17 protein-coding genes are annotated in these 16,734 nt (G+C 65.2%); 2 read left to right on the forward strand and 15 right to left on the reverse strand.

The window, feature by feature from the left end; genetic code table 11:
* Positions 1-119: 119 nt before the first annotated feature.
* From PV760_RS15445 to PV760_RS15470, 6 genes are all read right to left on the reverse strand, one after another.
* Positions 120-1,481 carry an MFS transporter gene (locus PV760_RS15445; protein ID WP_354628181.1) on the reverse strand — a complete coding sequence of 454 codons (1,362 nt, stop codon included), beginning with the start codon at positions 1,479-1,481 and terminating at the stop codon, positions 120-122.
* A gap of 2 nt (positions 1,482-1,483) precedes the next feature.
* Positions 1,484-3,874: a bifunctional salicylyl-CoA 5-hydroxylase/oxidoreductase gene (locus tag PV760_RS15450; RefSeq protein WP_354628182.1), complete on the reverse strand. Its 2,391-nt coding sequence runs from the start codon at positions 3,872-3,874 to the stop codon at positions 1,484-1,486.
* Between the two features lie 14 nt (positions 3,875-3,888).
* Positions 3,889-5,583, reverse strand: coding sequence for an AMP-binding protein (locus PV760_RS15455; protein ID WP_354628183.1), 1,695 nt, complete (start codon positions 5,581-5,583; stop codon positions 3,889-3,891).
* Between the two features lie 71 nt (positions 5,584-5,654).
* The gene (locus tag PV760_RS15460) at positions 5,655-6,527 is read right to left on the reverse strand and encodes an acyl-CoA thioesterase (RefSeq protein ID WP_110504729.1); all 873 of its coding nucleotides are present in this window, start codon (positions 6,525-6,527) and stop codon (positions 5,655-5,657) included.
* Between the two features lie 3 nt (positions 6,528-6,530).
* Positions 6,531-7,013 (reverse strand): cupin domain-containing protein, encoded by a 483-nt coding sequence (locus PV760_RS15465; protein ID WP_055973957.1) that lies wholly within the window; start codon positions 7,011-7,013, stop codon positions 6,531-6,533.
* 35 nt (positions 7,014-7,048) lie between these two features.
* Entirely contained in the window at positions 7,049-7,897 is an 849-nt protein-coding gene (locus PV760_RS15470; RefSeq protein ID WP_354628184.1) for a fumarylacetoacetate hydrolase family protein, read from the reverse strand.
* A gap of 135 nt (positions 7,898-8,032) precedes the next feature.
* Between PV760_RS15470 and PV760_RS15475 the strand changes: the two genes are divergently transcribed.
* The gene (locus PV760_RS15475) at positions 8,033-8,431 is read left to right on the forward strand and encodes a RidA family protein (protein ID WP_018779341.1); all 399 of its coding nucleotides are present in this window, start codon (positions 8,033-8,035) and stop codon (positions 8,429-8,431) included.
* A 40-nt stretch (positions 8,432-8,471) separates the two neighbouring features.
* Entirely contained in the window at positions 8,472-8,816 is a 345-nt protein-coding gene (locus PV760_RS15480) for an iron chaperone (RefSeq protein WP_354628185.1), read from the forward strand.
* Between the two features lie 59 nt (positions 8,817-8,875).
* Here the strand turns inward: PV760_RS15480 and PV760_RS15485 are convergent, their stop codons facing one another.
* From PV760_RS15485 to pcaH, 9 genes are all read right to left on the reverse strand, one after another.
* Entirely contained in the window at positions 8,876-9,679 is an 804-nt protein-coding gene (locus tag PV760_RS15485; RefSeq protein ID WP_354628186.1) for an IclR family transcriptional regulator domain-containing protein, read from the reverse strand.
* A gap of 252 nt (positions 9,680-9,931) precedes the next feature.
* Positions 9,932-10,600 carry a 3-oxoacid CoA-transferase subunit B gene (locus PV760_RS15490; RefSeq protein ID WP_018779344.1) on the reverse strand — a complete coding sequence of 223 codons (669 nt, stop codon included), beginning with the start codon at positions 10,598-10,600 and terminating at the stop codon, positions 9,932-9,934.
* A gap of 2 nt (positions 10,601-10,602) precedes the next feature.
* Complete coding sequence (locus PV760_RS15495; RefSeq protein ID WP_354628187.1) at positions 10,603-11,286, reverse strand: 3-oxoacid CoA-transferase subunit A; 684 nt, start codon at positions 11,284-11,286, stop codon at positions 10,603-10,605.
* A gap of 4 nt (positions 11,287-11,290) precedes the next feature.
* Positions 11,291-12,511: a thiolase family protein gene (locus PV760_RS15500; protein WP_354628188.1), complete on the reverse strand. Its 1,221-nt coding sequence runs from the start codon at positions 12,509-12,511 to the stop codon at positions 11,291-11,293.
* A 43-nt stretch (positions 12,512-12,554) separates the two neighbouring features.
* The gene (pcaC, locus tag PV760_RS15505) at positions 12,555-13,007 is read right to left on the reverse strand and encodes a 4-carboxymuconolactone decarboxylase (protein ID WP_354628189.1); all 453 of its coding nucleotides are present in this window, start codon (positions 13,005-13,007) and stop codon (positions 12,555-12,557) included.
* Positions 13,004-13,813 (reverse strand): alpha/beta fold hydrolase, encoded by an 810-nt coding sequence (locus tag PV760_RS15510; protein ID WP_079582313.1) that lies wholly within the window; start codon positions 13,811-13,813, stop codon positions 13,004-13,006. The genes pcaC and PV760_RS15510 overlap by 4 nt, the downstream gene beginning before the upstream one ends.
* Positions 13,806-15,227, reverse strand: coding sequence for a lyase family protein (locus PV760_RS15515; protein ID WP_354628190.1), 1,422 nt, complete (start codon positions 15,225-15,227; stop codon positions 13,806-13,808). Before PV760_RS15515 ends, PV760_RS15510 begins: the two co-directional genes overlap by 8 nt.
* Positions 15,224-15,844, reverse strand: a complete 621-nt coding sequence (gene pcaG / locus PV760_RS15520; RefSeq protein WP_354628191.1) for a protocatechuate 3,4-dioxygenase subunit alpha — start codon at positions 15,842-15,844, stop codon at positions 15,224-15,226. The genes PV760_RS15515 and pcaG overlap by 4 nt, the downstream gene beginning before the upstream one ends.
* A 4-nt stretch (positions 15,845-15,848) precedes the next feature.
* A complete protein-coding gene (gene pcaH, locus PV760_RS15525; RefSeq protein WP_354628192.1) occupies positions 15,849-16,718 on the reverse strand; it encodes a protocatechuate 3,4-dioxygenase subunit beta in 870 nt (289 codons plus the stop codon).
* Positions 16,719-16,734: the final 16 nt, after the last annotated feature.

Raw genomic sequence — 16,734 nt, forward strand, 5'->3', positions numbered from 1 at the left:
CGAACCGACCACGGCAACTTCTTGACCATGACACCCCTCCAACTACAGGGGTGTTGCACTAGCCACCTGAAGACGCCGGTTCCCAATTGTCATTAACTGCCACCTCGCGGGGCTGTTTCCTAGACGGTGCTGACGGTGACGTCGTCGGGATCGACGTCGACGGCGGCGACCGGCACCTCAGGCTGCGGCTTGGGAATCATCGCCACCGCCCCGGCCGCCAAGACCGCGATGCCGGCAAAGATCGCGAAATTCGCCTCGAAGGGCAACTTGGAGCCTGCAATCCAGCCGCCGATCAGGGGCCCGGAAATGGCACCCAGCCGGGCAAAGCTCAGCGCCCAGCCCGTGGCTGTTCCACGGACCTTGGCAGGGTAGTAGTCGGCAATGTAGCCGGTGAGGACCAGCGACGTCGAGATCGAACCGACGCCGGCGAACGCCACGAACAGCAGATTCACCACCATGGTGTTGGGGAAGACCAGCAGCATGATGCCCAGGCCGCCCAGGATGTAGAACACCATCAGGATGAGCTTCTTGCCGTACTTGTCAGCCGCGCGGCCAAGGAGCAGGCCACCGATGGCAGAGGCGAGGCTGAAGACCAACAGGAACGTCAGGGACGAGCCGAGGTCGTAGCCGGCCTTCTTCATGATGCTCGGCAACCAGGTATTCAGCCCGTACACCAGCACCAGGCCGCAGAACAGCGAGATCCAGAAGAACACCGTGGAGCGCAGGTACTTCCTGGAGAACATGGTGGTGATGGTCTTCCACCAAGGATCCGCGGGCCCGCCGTTGGCAACCGGGGCCGCCGGGACAACAGGCCGGTAGTCGGCGATCTGAAGAGTAGCGGCCAAGGCCTTCGCCTCGGAGCGGCGGCCCTTTGTCTCCAGGTATTCCAGCGATTCGGGCAGGAATTTCCAGATGACCGGGAGCAGGACAATCGGTGCCGCTCCAATGGCAATCACGGCACGCCAGCCACCCAGGGGCAGGACAAACAATGCAGCCAGGGCAGCTGCGACAATGCCCAGGGAATAGCCGGAGTACATGAGGCCATAGTTGAATGACCGCTTGTTCGGGGCTGAGTACTCGATGGTCAGTGCAGCCGCCACCGGGATGACACCACCCATGCCGAGACCGCCGATAAGCCTGAACAGCCCGAACAGTTCAGGGGTAGGCGCCCAGGCCGCGCCGGCTTGGGTGATCGTGAAGATCACCATGGATGCCAGGAGCATCTTCTTGCGGCCTACGAGGTCGCTGAGCGTGCCGATGAACAGGGCGCCAATAAGCATGCCGATCAAGGCATATGACCCCAGGCCGCCCAGGGCAAGCGGCGACAGGTTCCATTCCTTGTACTCCGCAAGCGCGGGAAGGACAGCGCCGAGGACGCCGACGTCATAGCCTTCGGCGAGGATCGCGAGCCAGCAGCAGAACAACACCAAGCCGGTGGTCTTCTTAGGCACGTTCCAGTCGTTGACTGGTGCGGTAGCCACGGCTACTTCACCAAAACCGATGCAGCAGCCGACGCCGGGGTCCACCGGAGGTGCGTGGTGGCCTCGTCGATGTCCGCTTCCTTCAGCAACGAAAGGCGGGGACGGACGGCGTCAGTGCGCGAGCTCGGTGGCTTGCGGCGTCCCGCCCGGAATTGCGGGATCCACTGGGCGCCGGGCCCCTGGTACTCCTGCTCAGCGGCGGCATGCAGGGTCCACTGCGGATCGTACAGGTGCGTGCGGCCCAGGGCGATGAGGTCCGCACGGCCGGCAAGGAGGATCGAGTTGACGTCGTCGTAGCTTGAGATAGCGCCGACGGCGATCACCGCCACACCTGCCGGAGCGGCCACTTCCTGGCGGATACGGTCAGCGAACGGCGTCTGGTAGCTGCGGCCGAAGGCAGGCTTCTCTTCCTTGGCCACCTGGCCCGTGGAGACGTCCAGGCCGGCAGCGCCGTGGGCGACAAAAGCCCGGGCGATCTCCACGGAATCGTCAGACGTGTTGCCACCCTCGATCCAGTCGGTCGCTGAGATGCGTACCGTCAAAGGCTTGCCGGCAGGCCAGGCCGCGCGAACGGCGTCGAACACTTCCAACGGGAACCGCAGCCGGTTCTCCAAGCTGCCGCCGTATTCGTCGGTCCGCTTGTTGGAAACCGGCGAAAGGAAGGAGGAGAGCAGGTAGCCGTGGGCCGCGTGGATCTCCAGAAGGTCGAAACCTGCCTCCTCGGCACGGACGGTGGAGGCAACGAACTCCGCCTTGATGGCATCCATGCCGGCACGGTCCAATTCCACCGGGGTCTGGTTTTCGGCGCTGTACGGCAGGGCGGAAGGTCCGACGGCGGTCCAGTTTCCGGACTCGAGCGGCTGGTCGATGCCCTCCCACATGAGCTTGGTGGAGCCCTTGCGGCCGGAGTGGCCCAGCTGTGCGCCGATCTTGGCGGTGGAGCGGCTGTGAACGAAGTCCACGATTTCCTTCCAGCTGTCACGCTGGCCATCGGTGTACAGGCCGGTGCAGCCGGGGGTGATGCGGCCCGTTTCGGAAACGCACACCATCTCGGTCATGACCAGCCCCGCGCCGCCCAGCGCCTTGGACCCCAGGTGGACCTTGTGGAAGTCGCCCGGGACCCCGTCAATAGCGGAGTACATGTCCATCGGGGAGACGATGATGCGGTTCTTGAGCTCCAGCCCTCCGATGCGGAACGGCTGGAACATGGCCGGGGCAACCTCGCGAAGGCCCTGGGATTCAGCGAAGTTACGCTCCACGGCCTCGGCGAATCCGGGATCCCGCAAGCGCAGGTTCTCCTGAGTGATGCGGCGGCTGCGGGTGAGCAGGTTGAACGCGAACTGGGTGGGATCCTGGTCCTTGTACTGGCCGATGCGCTCGAACCATTCAAGGGAAGCCTGGGCTGCACGCTGGGTCGACGCCACCACGGGCCGGCGTTCGGCCTCGTAGGCTTCCAGTGCTTGCTCCACCGTGGGGTGCTCGTGCAGGCACGCAGCCAGGGCCAGGGAGTCCTCCATGGCCAGCTTGGTGCCGGAGCCGATGGAGAAGTGGGCCGTGTGGGCAGCGTCGCCCAGCAGGACCACGTTGTTGTGGCGCCAGCTCTCGTTGCGGACCGTGGTGAAGTTGATCCACTTGGAGTTGTTGCTCAGGACCTCGTAGCCGTCCAGTTCGTCGGCGAAGATGTCGCGGATTTTGGCGATGGCCTTTTCGTCCGAGACACCCGGCGGGAAAACCTCGTTGGCGGTCTCGTCGAAGCCCGCTGCGTGCCACACGTCCTGGTGCATTTCCACAATGAACGTGGAGCCCTCATCCGAGTAGGGGTAGCCGTGGATCTGCATGACGCCCCACTCGGTTTCCTTCACGAAGAACTTGAAGGCCTCAAAGACCTGGTTGGTGCCGAGCCACATGAACTTGTTGGTCCGCGGATCCAGGTTCGGTTTGAAGGACTCCGCATACCGGGCGCGGATCTGGGAGTTGATTCCGTCGGCGGCCAGGACAAGATCGTAATTGGCCTCGAGTTCCTCCACCGGCGGCGCCAGGGTGCTGAACCGGACATCCACGTTCAGTTCGATGCAGCGGCGCTGGAGCAACTCAAGGAGTTCCTTGCGGCTCATTGCCGCAAACCCCTGCCCACCCACCGTTTTCATCTCGCCCCGGAAGTGGATGTCGATGTCGGACCAGCGGGCGAACCGACGGCTCATGTATTCGGCCACCACGGGGTCGGCGTTGCCGATGCCGCCGAGGGTCTCATCGGAAAACACGACGCCGAATCCGAAGGTGTCGCTGGCAGCGTTGCGTTCCCAGAGGGTGATGTCGTGGGACGGGTCCAGCTGCTTCATCAGTGCTGCGAAGTACAGGCCACCCGGGCCGCCTCCAACGATTGCGATCTTCATGGTGATGCTCCTTTTCAGGCCTGGCTCTGGCCGGCAGGGGTAAGTTGCGGGGTTTGGCTCGCGCTCCCGGCGTCCTGTGCAAGGACTCCTTCGCGGAGCTTGAAGTGCTGGAGTTTGCCGCTGGGATTGCGCGGGAGTCCGGTGACGAAGCGGACGTCCCGGGGGTACTTGTAGGGCGCGATGGTCTGCTTCACGAAGTCCTGGATTTCCTTGCGCTTGGCGGCGTCGCCGGTGACTCCGTCGCGCAGGACAACGAAAGCGCAGACGATGCTGCCGCGTTCCTCGTCCGGGATGCCGATGACTGCGTTTTCCACGACATCCGGGTGCTGGTCTATGGCCGATTCAACCTCCGGCCCGCCGATGTTGTACCCGGAGGAGACGATCATGTTGTCCGAGCGGGCCTGGTAGGTGAAGTACCCGTCGGCATCCATGGCAAAGGTATCCCCGGTGACGTTCCAGCCTCGCACCACGTAGTTCGCCTGCCGGGGATCATCCAGGTAGCGGCACCCGGTGGGCCCGATGACTGCCAGGCGGCCGATGTTGCCCGCGCCGAGTTCGTTGCCGTCGTTGTCCAGGATGGTGGCCCTGAACCCCGGCACAGCACGCCCCGTGGTTCCTGGGCGGATATCGTCCCCGGCAGCGGAGATGAACACGTGCAGCATCTCCGTGGCGCCGATTCCATTGACCAGGCGCAGGCCTGTGGCTTCACGGACGGCTTCCCAGGTCTCCTTGGAAAGGTGCTCCCCGGCAGAGACGGCAATCCGCAGGCTGCGCAGGAGATCTCCGCGCTTCTCCTTCAGGATGGCCCGGTACGCCGTGGGGGCGGTGAACAGGATGGTGGCACCGGCTGCGGCTGCGTGCTCTGCCAGTTCCACCGGTCCGGCTTTCTCGGTGAGGAGGGATGACGCGCCGAAGCGGAGCGGGAAGACCACCAGGCCCCCGAGTCCGAACGTGAACGCAAGCGGAGGTGAGCCCGCAAAGACATCGTCAGCCGTGGGTTGCAGGATGTACCGGGCAAACGTGTCGGCGTTGGCCAGGATGTCGCGGTGGAAATGCATGGTCACCTTGGGCACACCGGTTGTACCCGAGGTCGGTCCCAGCAGGGCAACGTCGTCCGCGGCCGTGTCCACAGCGGCGAACTCCCCGCTCTTGCGCCCGCAACGGGAGGTGAGGTCGCCGTCGTCGTCCGCGTTACCGGTGGTCGATCCGTACGCCAGGACAGTGACATCGTCCCCTGCCGCGATCGCCAGCTCGTCCACGAAGCGGTGGTCGGAAATCGCAACCACCGGCTTCGTAAGTCCGATCAGGGTGGCGACCTCGGTGGAGCGCAGCATGGGCATGGTGGTGACCACCACGGCGCCGGCCTTCAGGACGCCGAGCCAGGCCGCGACGATCCACGGGTTGTTGGGGCCGCGCAGCAGCACGCGGTTGCCGGGAACCACGCCGAGGTCTTCGGTGAGGACCTGGGCCACCTGGTTGGAACGGGTTTGCAGCTCGCCGTAGCTCCAGACAACGCCGTCTGGAGTGCGGAGGGCGGGACGGTCGGCACCGTATTGCTCGACAGCGTCGTCGATCAGCACGGTGGCAGCGTTGAGCCGGTCCGGGTATTGGAGTTCGGGGAGGGTGAATTCGAGCGCCGGCCAGGTATCGGCGGGCGGCAGGTGGTCGCGGGTGAACGTGTCCACGTGGGCCGATGGCAACATGCTCATGGCCGTTCCTTTCAGTGGTGCGTCGTTGAAGCTGGGGATGGGCGTTTTGGGGCGTGCGGGTTGCGGGCCGGTCAGGAACCCGCGCGGATCATGCCTTCCTGGGCGACTGTTGCCAGGAGCCTGCCTTGCCGGTCGAAGAACCGGCCCATGGCCAGGCCCCTGTTGCTCTGGCCGGATACGGCTTCCTGGGCATACAGCACCCATTCGTCGGCACGGCCGTCGCGGTGGAACCACATGGAGTGGTCCAAGCTCGCCGTTGCGAGGCCGGGGCTGGACCAGTTCAATCCATTGACCCGGAGAAGCGGCTCCAGGATCGTGTAGTCGCAGACGTAGGCAAGGGCTGTGCGGTGGAGGTCGGCGTCGTCCGGCAAGGCATCGAAGGCTTTGACCCAGATGGCCTGCTGGGGGACCATGCCGCCCTCCAATTCGATATATACCGGACCGGGAATATGGCGCATGTCGAAGCTGCGCCCCGTCGACCAGTACTCCGCCGCCGCGCCGTCGGCCGCTTCAAGCGCTTCCGCCGCTGAACGCAGGGATTCAGGCTCGACGGCGGCAGGCGCCTCAGGCTGGAAGTCCGGACCGTTCTCGGGAACCTGGAAGGAACCCATCGCGGCGTACACCGGCTTGCCGTTCTGGAAGCCGCGGACTGTCCGCGTGGAGTATCCGCGGCCGTCCCGAAGGCGCTCGACTTCGTAGCGGACACTGGAACCTATATCCACCGGACGCATGAAGTAGCTGTGCATCGAGTGCAATGTCCTGTCAGCGTCCACCGAGCGCATCATGGCTGCTGCGGCTTGGGCCACCATGTCTCCACCATAGGCTTTTGGCCACGGTACGTACTGCGTGGTTGCTTCATACGCTTCGTCGAAAACCTCCGGCGTTGCCGGGGTCAGCTGGACGGCGCGGAGGAAGGTCTCCGAGGTCAGGGTTCCAGTGATCATGGCCTATGCCCTGCGGTAGTCGGCGAGGGTCTCGTCCGGAACGTCCTCAAGGTTGACCACGAGGTTTTCCGGGGTGCGGGCGGTCAGCCACACGAGGTCTTCCGTGACGGACATGTTGGCCTCGACGTGGGGCATGAACGGGGGCACGAAGACCCAGTCGCCGGCCTTCATGTCCAGGAACTCCGAGTAGTTCTCGCCGAAGTAGATCCGGCCGTGGCCCCGGAGCACATAGCCGCCGGTTTCGGCCTCACCGTGGTGGTGCGGCAGTGAACGGTACCCCGGGGTGTTGGATACCTGGCCGAACCAGATCTTGGTCGCCGGGGTGTGCTGGATGCTGACGCCTGACACGCGGATGCAATCGCCGGACTGTGCGGTGTTGGTGTCTTCTGCACCGGCGCGGGTAACAACCGGGACAACCTTGCCGTCAGGCTGGGCGTAGATGGAGTTGTCGCCGTCGAGGACGTATTCAGTGGTTGTCTGGCTCATGGGGTTTCTCCTTTGTGTGGGTTTCGGGACGTTTGTTATGACGCGGGGACTGCGACGTCGGCATGGATCCGGAACAGGTTTTCCAGCCGGCCGATCCCGTCGATTTCGGTGGTGAGGACATCCCCGTCCTTCAGGAAGCGGGGCGGAGTCATGCCCATGCCCACTCCCCCGGGCGTTCCGGTGAGCACGAGGTCGCCGGGGCGCAGGACAGTGAACCGGGAGATGTAGGACAGCAGTTGCGCCGGTCCGAATACCAGGGTGCTGGTGTTTCCCTGCTGCACGAGCTCGCCGTTGACGTAGCCGCGGACGTCAAAAAACTCCCCGGCCTCGTCCGCGGTCAGCATGACCGGCCCCACCGGGGTAGTGCGGTCCCAGGCCTTGCCTTGGAACCACTGCAGGGTCCGGTTCTGCCAGTCGCGCATGGAGACGTCGTTGGCAACGGTGTACCCGGCGATGGCTTCGCGGGCCTGGTCCTCGTCCGCCCGGTACAGCTCGGAACCCACGACGACGGCGAGCTCGGCTTCCCAGTCGACGCGGCCACTGCCGTGGACTTCCACGGCGTCGTTGGCGCCGATCAGGGTGTCCGCGTACTTGGCGAACAAGGTGGGGTATTCGGGAAGCTCCCTGCCCATTTCCTGGATGTGGTCGCCGTAGTTCAAGCCGCAGCAGATGACTTTGCCGGCGCGGGGAAGCAACGGGGCAGGGTCGGCGCCGGTGATGACCGGAGCTCCGGATGCCTGCGTTTCCTCCACGAGAGCCCGCCAGTCCGACCGGCCCAGGAGTGCGCCGACGTCGCTGGCCGGAAGCGCGAGCCAGGCGTCGTCGCCGGTGGCGATGGCCGCCGTCGTTCCTCCGTTGGCCGTGCGCAAAGTGGCGAGTTTCATTGCTTTTCCCTTCGAGATTCTGGATGTGTCGACTTTTTTACGATCGTCACATATGCTCAACGTAGCACGGCGGAAATGATCTGCACAGGGGCTTTTCAAAAGTTTTTGCAGTTGCCACAACCGAGGAGGAACAGCATGAGTCACACAACAATCAACCCGGAGTCACTGGCCAAACCATCCGGCTACGCGCACGGAATCCTGGCCGGCAACACGGTCTTCCTGGGCGGGCAGACAGCGTTGGACAAGAACATGAACATCGTTCCCGGCGGGATTGTGGAGCAGTTCAAACAGGCGTTCACCAACGTGCTCACCACCCTGCGCGAGGCCGGCGGCGAACCTGAGGATCTGGTCAACGTGACCATCTACCTCACCGACGTTGACGACTACATGGCCAACGGCCGGGAAATCGGACGGCTGTGGCGTGAAATGGCGGGCTCGCAGTACCCGGCCATGGCCGGCATCGGCGTCACGCGCCTGTGGCAGAAGGAAGCGTTGATCGAGATCCAGGGCATCGCGGTCATCCCGGAGCGCTAAGGCTCTGGCCTGGCGGGTTCCCGTGGTGAAGCATGTCCCTATGGGAACTGTCACCGAATACCTGGACACTGTCAGCGCGGGCAACCGGGGTCCGTTGGAACGGATCGTCGGGATCGCGCGGGAGCTTGCCCCTGACGCCGAGGAAGGCACCAGTTATGGGATGCCCGCGTTGCTGGTGGATGGCAAGGGCTTCGTGAGCGTGCTCGAAACGAAGAAGCACTTGGCGCTGTACCCGTTCAGCGGCCAGATCCTCCCCGAAATGTCGGAGGAGCTTGGCGGGTACTCGTGGTCGCCGGGAACATTGAGGTTCTCCGCGGACAACCCCCTGCCCGACTCCATGGTGCGGCGGATTCTGGAAGCACGGCTCGCGGCGATCCGGAAGTAGTTTTTGTACAGCTAATGCCCTTATGAGGCCAGCTTGCGGGCATTAGCTGTACAAAAAACTCAGTGCTTGGCCGAGACGTCCTGGGAAATGGCGTCGGCGGTCGCCACCACCTGCTGCCGCACTTCCTCCAGGTACTGGTCCGGATCCGGCTGCGCCGCAACGGCCTGGGCCTGCAGGGACACGTTGATCGCGGCCACGTTGTCCCCGTTGTTGTGGTTCCAGACCGGGGCAGCGATGGACATCAGCCCGAGTTCCAGCTCCTGGTCAAGCAGGCACCAGCCCTGCTGACGGACACGCTCGACGGCGGCCCTCAAGTCGGGCACGCTGGCGACGGTTCGCGGCGTGAGCGGGGTGAGTTCCGCCGTCGTCAGGTATGCCTCGAGCTTGGCCTGCGGAAGTCCGGCAAGCAGCACCCGGCCCATGGATGTCGCGTAGGCGGGGAAGCGCGTGCCGACCGTGATTCCGACGTTCATGATGCGTTTGGTGGCGACCCGCGCCACGTAGAAAATGTCCTTCCCGTCGAGGACTGCGGCCGACGTGGATTCCCCAAGTTTCAGGCTGAGCTGCTCCAAGTGGGGCTGGGCGAGTTGCGGCAGGGACAGGGCGGAGAGGTACGAGTAGCCGAGCTGCAGCACTTTGGCCGTGAGCGCAAAGGTCTTTCCGTCGGTGCGGACGTAGCCGAGCTCAACCAGGGTATGCAGGAACCGGCGAGCCGTAGCGCGGGTCAGGTCCGTGCGGGCTGCGACTTCGCTCAACGTCATGACGGGGTTGTTTGCGTCGAACGCCCGGATCACGGCGAGGCCCCGGGCCAGCGACTGGACGTACTGGTCGCTGGCCTGCGGGGTAACTGCGGAGTCGGTCATGGTTACCAATCCTAGGTGGCGTTGCGGGGTCCGCTTTGCGCCCTAAGCGGGAAAAATAACATGCAAAGCGGGCCTCACAACGCAGAGCCCAGATTTGCGGGGCCTACTCTGCGCGCCATGCCAAGGGGATAGCCCGCAAAGCGGGCCCCACAACGGAGAGCCCAAACTTGCGGGGCCTACTCTGCGCGCCATGCCAAGGCGATAGCGCGTAGAGCGGGCCTCACAACGCGGGGGAGCCCAAACTTGCGGGGCCTACTCTGCCTTTTTCAGCGGAAGGGGCACGAGTTCCTGGATCTCGTCGAAGGTGCAGCCGAAGGTCTCGCGGACGGTGACGCCGTCGGGTCCTGTGAGGAACACTGCCTTGTCCGTGTAGACGCGGGTCACGCAGCCGACGCCGGTCAGCGGGTACGTGCACTTCTCCACGAGCTTGGACACGCCCTCGCGGGTCAGCAGGGTCATCATCACGAAGACATCCTTGGCGCCGGTGGCGAGGTCCATCGCGCCACCCACGGCGGGAATAGCGTCCGGGGCCCCGGTGTGCCAGTTGGCGAGGTCGCCGGTGGCGGAGACTTGGAAGGCCCCGAGGACGCAGATGTCCAGGTGCCCGCCGCGCATGATCGCAAACGAGTCGGCGTGGTGGAAGTACGAAGCTCCGGGAAGTTCGGTGACGGGGATTTTGCCGGCGTTGATCAAATCGCCGTCAATCTCCTCGCCAACAGCTGCCGGGCCCATGCCGAGCATCCCGTTCTCCGTGTGGAGCGTGATGTTCTGTTCCTCGGTGAGGTAGTTGGACACGAGCGTCGGCTGGCCAATGCCCAGGTTCACGAACGAACCGGGAGCGATGTCGCGGGCCACCAGCTGGGCGAGTTCGTCGCGGCCCAGCGGCTTTTCGGAGGTTTGGATGCTTGTTTGGGTGCTCATGTTCAGGCCACCTGCTCTGCTCGGGAACCGCCGACGCGGACCACGCTGTTGACGTAAATACCAGGTGTCACCACGTTCTCCGGATCCAGCGAACCGGTGGGGACGATCTCCGAGACCTGCACAATGGTGTGCTTGGCTGCGGCGGCCATGATCGGGCCGAAGTTCCGGGCGGTCTTGCGGTAGACGAGGTTGCCCTTGCCGTCGGCCTTGAGCGCCTTGATCAGCGCGACGTCGGCGTGGATCGGGGTCTCAAATACCTGCCACTTCCCGTCCAGCAACCGGGTTTCCTTGCCTTCAGCCAAGGTGGTGCCGTAGCCGGTGGGGGTGAAGAACCCGCCAATCCCGGCGCCGGCGGCTCGGATACGCTCGGCCAGGTTGCCCTGCGGCACGAGCTCCAGCTCGATCTCACCGGCATGGAACTTGGCGTCGAAGTGCCAGGAATCGGACTGCCGCGGGAAGGAACAGATCATCTTGCGGACCCGGCCTTCCTTGATCAGCAACGCCAGGCCCTGATCGCCCTGGCCGGCGTTGTTGTTCACCACGGTCAGGTCCTTCGCGCCACAATCCATCAGGGCATCAATGAGTTCGAACGGCTGCCCGGCATTGCCGAACCCGCCGATCATCACCGTGGACCCGTCCTTGATGCCGGCGACAGCCTCGCCAACATTGTCAATGAAATTCAACATCGCCCTAGACTCCTTCTGAAACTCCGGCAGTTACGTTTTCCAGCACCACGGCCAGGCCTTGACCGACGCCGATGCAGATCGCCGCGACGCCCCAGCGCTGACCGGAAGCCTGCAAGGACCGCGCGAGCGTGCCGAGGATGCGGGTACCGGAGGCGCCGAGCGGGTGGCCCATCGCGATCGCACCGCCGTGGCGGTTCACGATTCCGGGGTCGATTCCCCACGCGTCAACGCACGCCAGCGATTGCGCGGCGAACGCTTCGTTAAGTTCGACGGCGCCCACCTGGTCCCAGCCGATGCCCGCCTTCGCCAGGGCCTTGTTCGCGGCCTCCACCGGGGCGAACCCGAAGAACTGGGGATCGTTGCCATGCGCGCCACGGCCGGCAATACGGGCCAAGGGATCCAAACCAAGAATCCCCGCAGCGGCTTCCGAACCGATCCACGCAGCCGAAGCACCATCGGACAAAGGTGAGGCGTTCCCGGCGGTGACCGTACCGCCGTCGGGCCCGTCAGACTCAGGGCGGAACACGGTCTTCAAACCCGCAAGCTTCTCAGCGGAAGAACCGGCACGGATGCCCTCGTCCCGGACGAGATCAGTGCCCGGAACCGCCGTGACCAAAGAATCGTAGAAGCCTTCGTTCCACGCGGCGTCGGCCAGGTTGTGCGAGTCCGCCGCAAAAGCGTCCTGCCGTTCCCGGGTGATCCCGTACTTCTCGCGCAGTCGTTCGGTGGCTTCGCCCAGGGAGATGGTCCAGTCCTTGTTCATGGCCGGGTTTACCAAACGCCAACCAAGCGTGGTGGATGCCAGGGTCATGTCACCGGCCGGGTAGGGCTTGGACGTCTTGGGCAGCACCCACGGCGCACGGGACATGGACTCGGCACCGCCCACCAGCATGAGGTCGGCGTCGCCGGCATTGATCTGGCGCGATGCGATGATGGCCGCGTCCAGGGACGAGCCACACAAACGGTTGACCGTGGTGCCCGGAATGGACACGGGCAGGCCGGCCAACAGGGTGGCCATGCGGGCCACGTTGCGGTTTTCCTCGCCGGCGCCGTTGGCGTTGCCGAACACGACCTCGTCGATCCGCTCAACATCCAGCCCGGGTGCCCGCTTCACGGACTCGCGGACCACGTGCGCGGCAAGGTCATCGGGACGGACAGCGGCAAGGCCGGAGCCGAACTTGCCAAAGGTCGTGCGCACGGCGTCGTACACAAAAGCCTGGTTCATGGTGTTTCCTTCGTTTCTGCCTGACCAATCAGGGGACCTGGGGTCAGCTGGGTTCGGTGGCGTCGATTTCGGCGAATACTTTTTGGGCCGTCTTGAAGGCCGAGTTGGCCGACGGCACACTGCAATAAATGGCGGTCTGCAGCAGAATTTCCTTGATTTCGTCCCTGCTCAGGCCGTTGTTGAGGGCTGCCCGGACGTGCATGGCCAGCTCTTCCCAGTGACCGTGCGCCACCAGCGCCGTGAGGGTTACGGCGGAACGCATTTGCCGGCTCAGGCCAGGCCGCGTCCAGATGCCACCCCAGGCAATCCTGGTGATCATGTCCTGGTAGTCCTCGGTGAAGGAATCCTTGCCGGCATTCGCCCGGTCCACGTGCGCGTCCCCGAGCACTTCGCGGCGGACCACCATGCCGGCGTCGTAGATATCCTGCGCGGTGGCGTCCGCCTGCACGGCACCGTTGCGAGCCGCGTCGTTGCTTTCGGAAGCCGTAGGGCTCATCGTCCGTTCTCCTTCATGAAGGTGCGCATCAGCGATGCCACGACTTTCGGTGCCTCTGCGGGCGCGAGGTGCCCGACGCCGTCGAGCGTCACGGCCTCAGCAGTGCCGCCACCGGCGACGATGCTGTTGACGAGCTCTTCAGCCATCGACGGCGGTGCGACCTGGTCCTCTTCACCGGCAATCACCTGCGTGGGGACGGCGATGCTGCCGAGCTGATCGCGGACGTCCAAGCGGGCCAGGGCTTCGCAGCAGAACGAATAGCTGAACCTGTCGGCGTCGCGGAGTGCGTGCAGCAGGCGGCTGCTGATCTCCGGCTGGCGCTCCATGAATCCGTGGCCGAACCAGCGCTCAGCGGAACCCTGGATCATCACCGGAGTACCCAGGGAGCGCACGGTTTCCGCACGGTCCAGCCAGCCCTCCGGAGTGCCGAGCTTCGGCCCGGAGCACTGGACGGACAAGCTGCGGAGGCGGTCGCCGTGCTTGATGCCGAGCTGCAGGCCGGTGGCCCCGCCCAGGGAGACACCCGCATAGTGGAACGTCGCCGCCGTGTTTCCGGTGACAGAGTCCACAAGGTCGACGACGGCGTCCGCCAGGTCCGCGACGTCGAAACCTTCGGCGGCGGCCGGCGAGATGCCGTGGCCGGGCAGGTCCCAGCCGATGACGTCGTATTCGTCGCCCAGGAGCGCGGCGGTTTCGGACCACAGAACGGTGGAGGTACCCAGCGACGGGCCGACCACCAGGAGCGGTTTCGCGCCGAGTTCACGTTTCGGGGACAGCAACACGGCCTTGATGGTTGGCTTAGCCACGAGGGGCTCCTTTCGCAGGGGATCCGGTGAAGCCGGGGTAGGCGGCGAGGATCCGACGGCTGATTTCCTGTGCCTCGCCCAGGTAGCTTGCCGGATCCAGCAGTGCCTCAAGCCCGGCGTCGGAGAGCTTGTTGGATGGAACGGTTTCACGGAGGAGCTTGCGGTACGTGTCCCCCTGTTCGGTTGCCGGAGCCGCAAGGGTCCGGTCGACGACAGCCTGCAGCTTCTGCTTTCCGTCCTCGCCCAGCAGGGGGGCGACGGCGGCCGACACACCTTCGCTGAGGAGCAGCGGGCCCGACAACTGCAGGTTCCTGCGCATCGCTTCCGGGAAGACACGGAGACCCTCGGTGAGTTCGCGGAGGTGGGAAGCAGCGCCCATCGCCAGGCCCAACAGGCGACGCAGTGCAGGCCACTCGCTGTGCCAGGCGCCGTCCGGGCGTTCGTCATTGAAAGTGGCCGCGGCCAGGTGCAGCTGAGATGCGAGGCCGGGAGCCTGCAACGCTGCGCTGCGGATCAGCACGGAGAGCACCGGATTCTGCTTCTGCGGCATGGCCGAAGACACCCCGCGTCCGGCAGCCAACGGCTCACCAAGTTCGGCAACCTCCGGACGGCTCAGGAACAGCAGGTCGGCGGCGATCTTCCCGAAGGAATCGACCAGTGCCGCAAGCCCGTCACCGAGGGCCGTCACCACCAGGCGGTTGGTGTGCCAGGGAGCCGCCGCCGGGGCCAACCCCAGCGCAGCCGCCCACGAATCGGCCAGTGTAAAGGGCGTTGAACCGGAGCCCGCGGCCAGCCTGGTCCCGGAGGCCAAGGTTCCGCCGGCCCCGCCGAACTGCACGGTCAACTCCAACGACTCCAGGCGCGCAGCCGCAGCGGCCACGCCCTGGAACCACTGCGCAGCCCTGAGCCCGAACGAGTACGGAAGCGCATGCTGCGTCAGGCTCCTGCCCACGCACAGCGTTTCCGCATGCTGTTCCGCCAAGGTAGCGAGCGCCGTCGTCGTGCCCTTGACTTCGGCCAGCAGCGCCGCGATGGTCCTGGAGGCGAGCAGCATGAGGGCGGAGTCGAGGACGTCCTGGCTGGTGAGCGAGGCGTGGACCGCCTTGCCCGCACCGATGCCGGCGGTGTCCAGCCCGCGGACCCGGGCGCGGAGGTCGCCGAGCAACGGAATCACCGGGTTGCCTCCGCCTTGGGCCCGTTCAGCGATATCCGCGACGTCGTAGGACGCGGGGTTGGCGGCTTCGGCCACCACAGCGGCGGATCCCGCCGGGGCAAGCCCGGCTTCCTCAAGGACAGCCGCCCAGGCGGCTTCGACGTCGAGGATTGCCGCGATCACGGCACGGTCGCCCGTCAGCGCGGCCACGGAGGGCGACGCCGAGACGGGGCTGAGGAGGCCGAAGTCGCCGTCGATCATGCCAGGTTTTCCCTTGCCGGCGAGTCCCCGCTGTTGCCGACGCTGTTGTCGAGCGAACCGTCTTGCTGGAAGTCCAGGAACACGGTCTCGTCGCCACCCTGCAGGCGGATGTCCCAGGTGAGGCCACCGTCGGGGTCGCGACGGGCGATGAGCGTCTTGCGGCGTTCCGGATCCAGGGAGCTCAGCAAAGGATCATTGGCCAGTGCTTCCTCGTTTTCCGGCAGGTACACGCGGGTGAAGAGGCGGTTCATGAGGCCGCGGGCGAAAACGGCCACCGAGATGAACGCTGCCGTTCCGGGCTTGGTGGGACCCGGGTTGACCGTGGTGAACGTGTACACGCCGGAGTTGCCCACGGAGCCCCGGCCCCAGCCGGTGAACGTGTAGCCGTCACGGACCAGGGAGCCGGTGCGCTGGACGATGTTGCCTTCGGTATCCGGCTGCCAGATCTCAAGGATGGCGTCCGGGATGGGGTTGCCCGCGCCGTCGTACACCGTGCCTTGAAGGCGGATGCTGCCGGGGCTGCCCGGGGCCAGGAGCTCGTTGTCCTTGGTGAAGGGGAGGGCGTAGCCGTAGAAGGGGCCCACGGTCTGGCCCGGTGTGGGTGTCAGCTTGCTCATGTGCTTACTCCTCGTCCCCGGCGTCGCCGTATGCTTCGTTTTCCGTCCAGGTCCGCTTGGAACCGGTCAGGATGATGTCCCACTTGTAGCCGAGGGCCCACTCGGGGCTGGTCAGCTCGTGGTCGTGCTGTGCCACCAGGCGGTCGCGGGCGTCCTGGTCCACGATCGATTGGTAGATGGGGTCCAACGGGAACAATTGGTCACCCGGGAAGTACATCTGGGTGACGATGCGCTGCGTGAACTCCGAGCCGAACATGGAGAAGTGGATGTGCGCCGGACGCCAGGCGTTCAGGTGGTTCTTCCACGGGTAGGCGCCGGGTTTGATGGTGGTGAAGGAGTACGAGCCGTCGGCGCCGGTAATGCAGCGTCCGACGCCGGTGAAGTTCGGGTCGAGCGGTGCGGGGTGCTGGTCGCGCTTGTGGATGTAGCGGCCCGATGCGTTGGCCTGCCAGATCTCCACGAGCTGGCCGGCCACCGGGCGGCCGTCGCCGTCCAGCACGCGGCCGGCGACGATGATGCGCTCACCCTGCGGCTCGCCGTTGTGCTGGATGGTCAGGTCCGATTCCAGTGCGTGCACGTCCTGGTGTCCGAAGGCCGGCGAGTAGAGCTCGATGGTCTCCGGGTCCGCGTGGTGCAGGCTCTTGGTGGGGTGGCGCAGGATGCTGCTGCGGTAGGGCGCATAGTCCAGCCGCGGCATGGTTTCAGGTCCTTTGCCGTCCTTCAGTGCCTGGGCGTAACGATCCCCGATGGCCTTGATCTCAGCGCTGAGGTCCGCCTGCGTCTCAACCTTCTTGGCATCGTGCGCGGCATGCGGCTCTGCTGGCGACACGAGTTCCTCGGATTCTAGAGCTTGTGCAGTGTTGTCTTGCGGCACAACCGGCTCCTTTCTA

Source organism: Paenarthrobacter sp. CC6, from assembly GCF_040560085.1.
Lineage (GTDB): Bacteria > Actinomycetota > Actinomycetes > Actinomycetales > Micrococcaceae > Arthrobacter > Arthrobacter nicotinovorans.

Coding starts and splice junctions, on each gene's coding strand:
- PV760_RS15450 (WP_354628182.1), bottom strand. CDS start 3,874: ATGAAGATCGCAATCGTTGGAGGCGGCCCGGGTGGCCTGTACTTCGCA.
- PV760_RS15455 (WP_354628183.1), bottom strand. CDS start 5,583: ATGAGCATGTTGCCATCGGCCCACGTGGACACGTTCACCCGCGACCAC.
- PV760_RS15460 (WP_110504729.1), bottom strand. CDS start 6,527: ATGATCACTGGAACCCTGACCTCGGAGACCTTCCTCCGCGCCGTCCAG.
- PV760_RS15465 (WP_055973957.1), bottom strand. CDS start 7,013: ATGAGCCAGACAACCACTGAATACGTCCTCGACGGCGACAACTCCATC.
- PV760_RS15470 (WP_354628184.1), bottom strand. CDS start 7,897: ATGAAACTCGCCACTTTGCGCACGGCCAACGGAGGAACGACGGCGGCC.
- PV760_RS15475 (WP_018779341.1), top strand. CDS start 8,033: ATGAGTCACACAACAATCAACCCGGAGTCACTGGCCAAACCATCCGGC.
- PV760_RS15480 (WP_354628185.1), top strand. CDS start 8,472: ATGGGAACTGTCACCGAATACCTGGACACTGTCAGCGCGGGCAACCGG.
- PV760_RS15485 (WP_354628186.1), bottom strand. CDS start 9,679: ATGACCGACTCCGCAGTTACCCCGCAGGCCAGCGACCAGTACGTCCAG.
- PV760_RS15490 (WP_018779344.1), bottom strand. CDS start 10,600: ATGAGCACCCAAACAAGCATCCAAACCTCCGAAAAGCCGCTGGGCCGC.
- PV760_RS15495 (WP_354628187.1), bottom strand. CDS start 11,286: ATGTTGAATTTCATTGACAATGTTGGCGAGGCTGTCGCCGGCATCAAG.
- PV760_RS15500 (WP_354628188.1), bottom strand. CDS start 12,511: ATGAACCAGGCTTTTGTGTACGACGCCGTGCGCACGACCTTTGGCAAG.
- pcaC (WP_354628189.1), bottom strand. CDS start 13,007: ATGAGCCCTACGGCTTCCGAAAGCAACGACGCGGCTCGCAACGGTGCC.
- PV760_RS15515 (WP_354628190.1), bottom strand. CDS start 15,227: ATGATCGACGGCGACTTCGGCCTCCTCAGCCCCGTCTCGGCGTCGCCC.
- pcaG (WP_354628191.1), bottom strand. CDS start 15,844: ATGAGCAAGCTGACACCCACACCGGGCCAGACCGTGGGCCCCTTCTAC.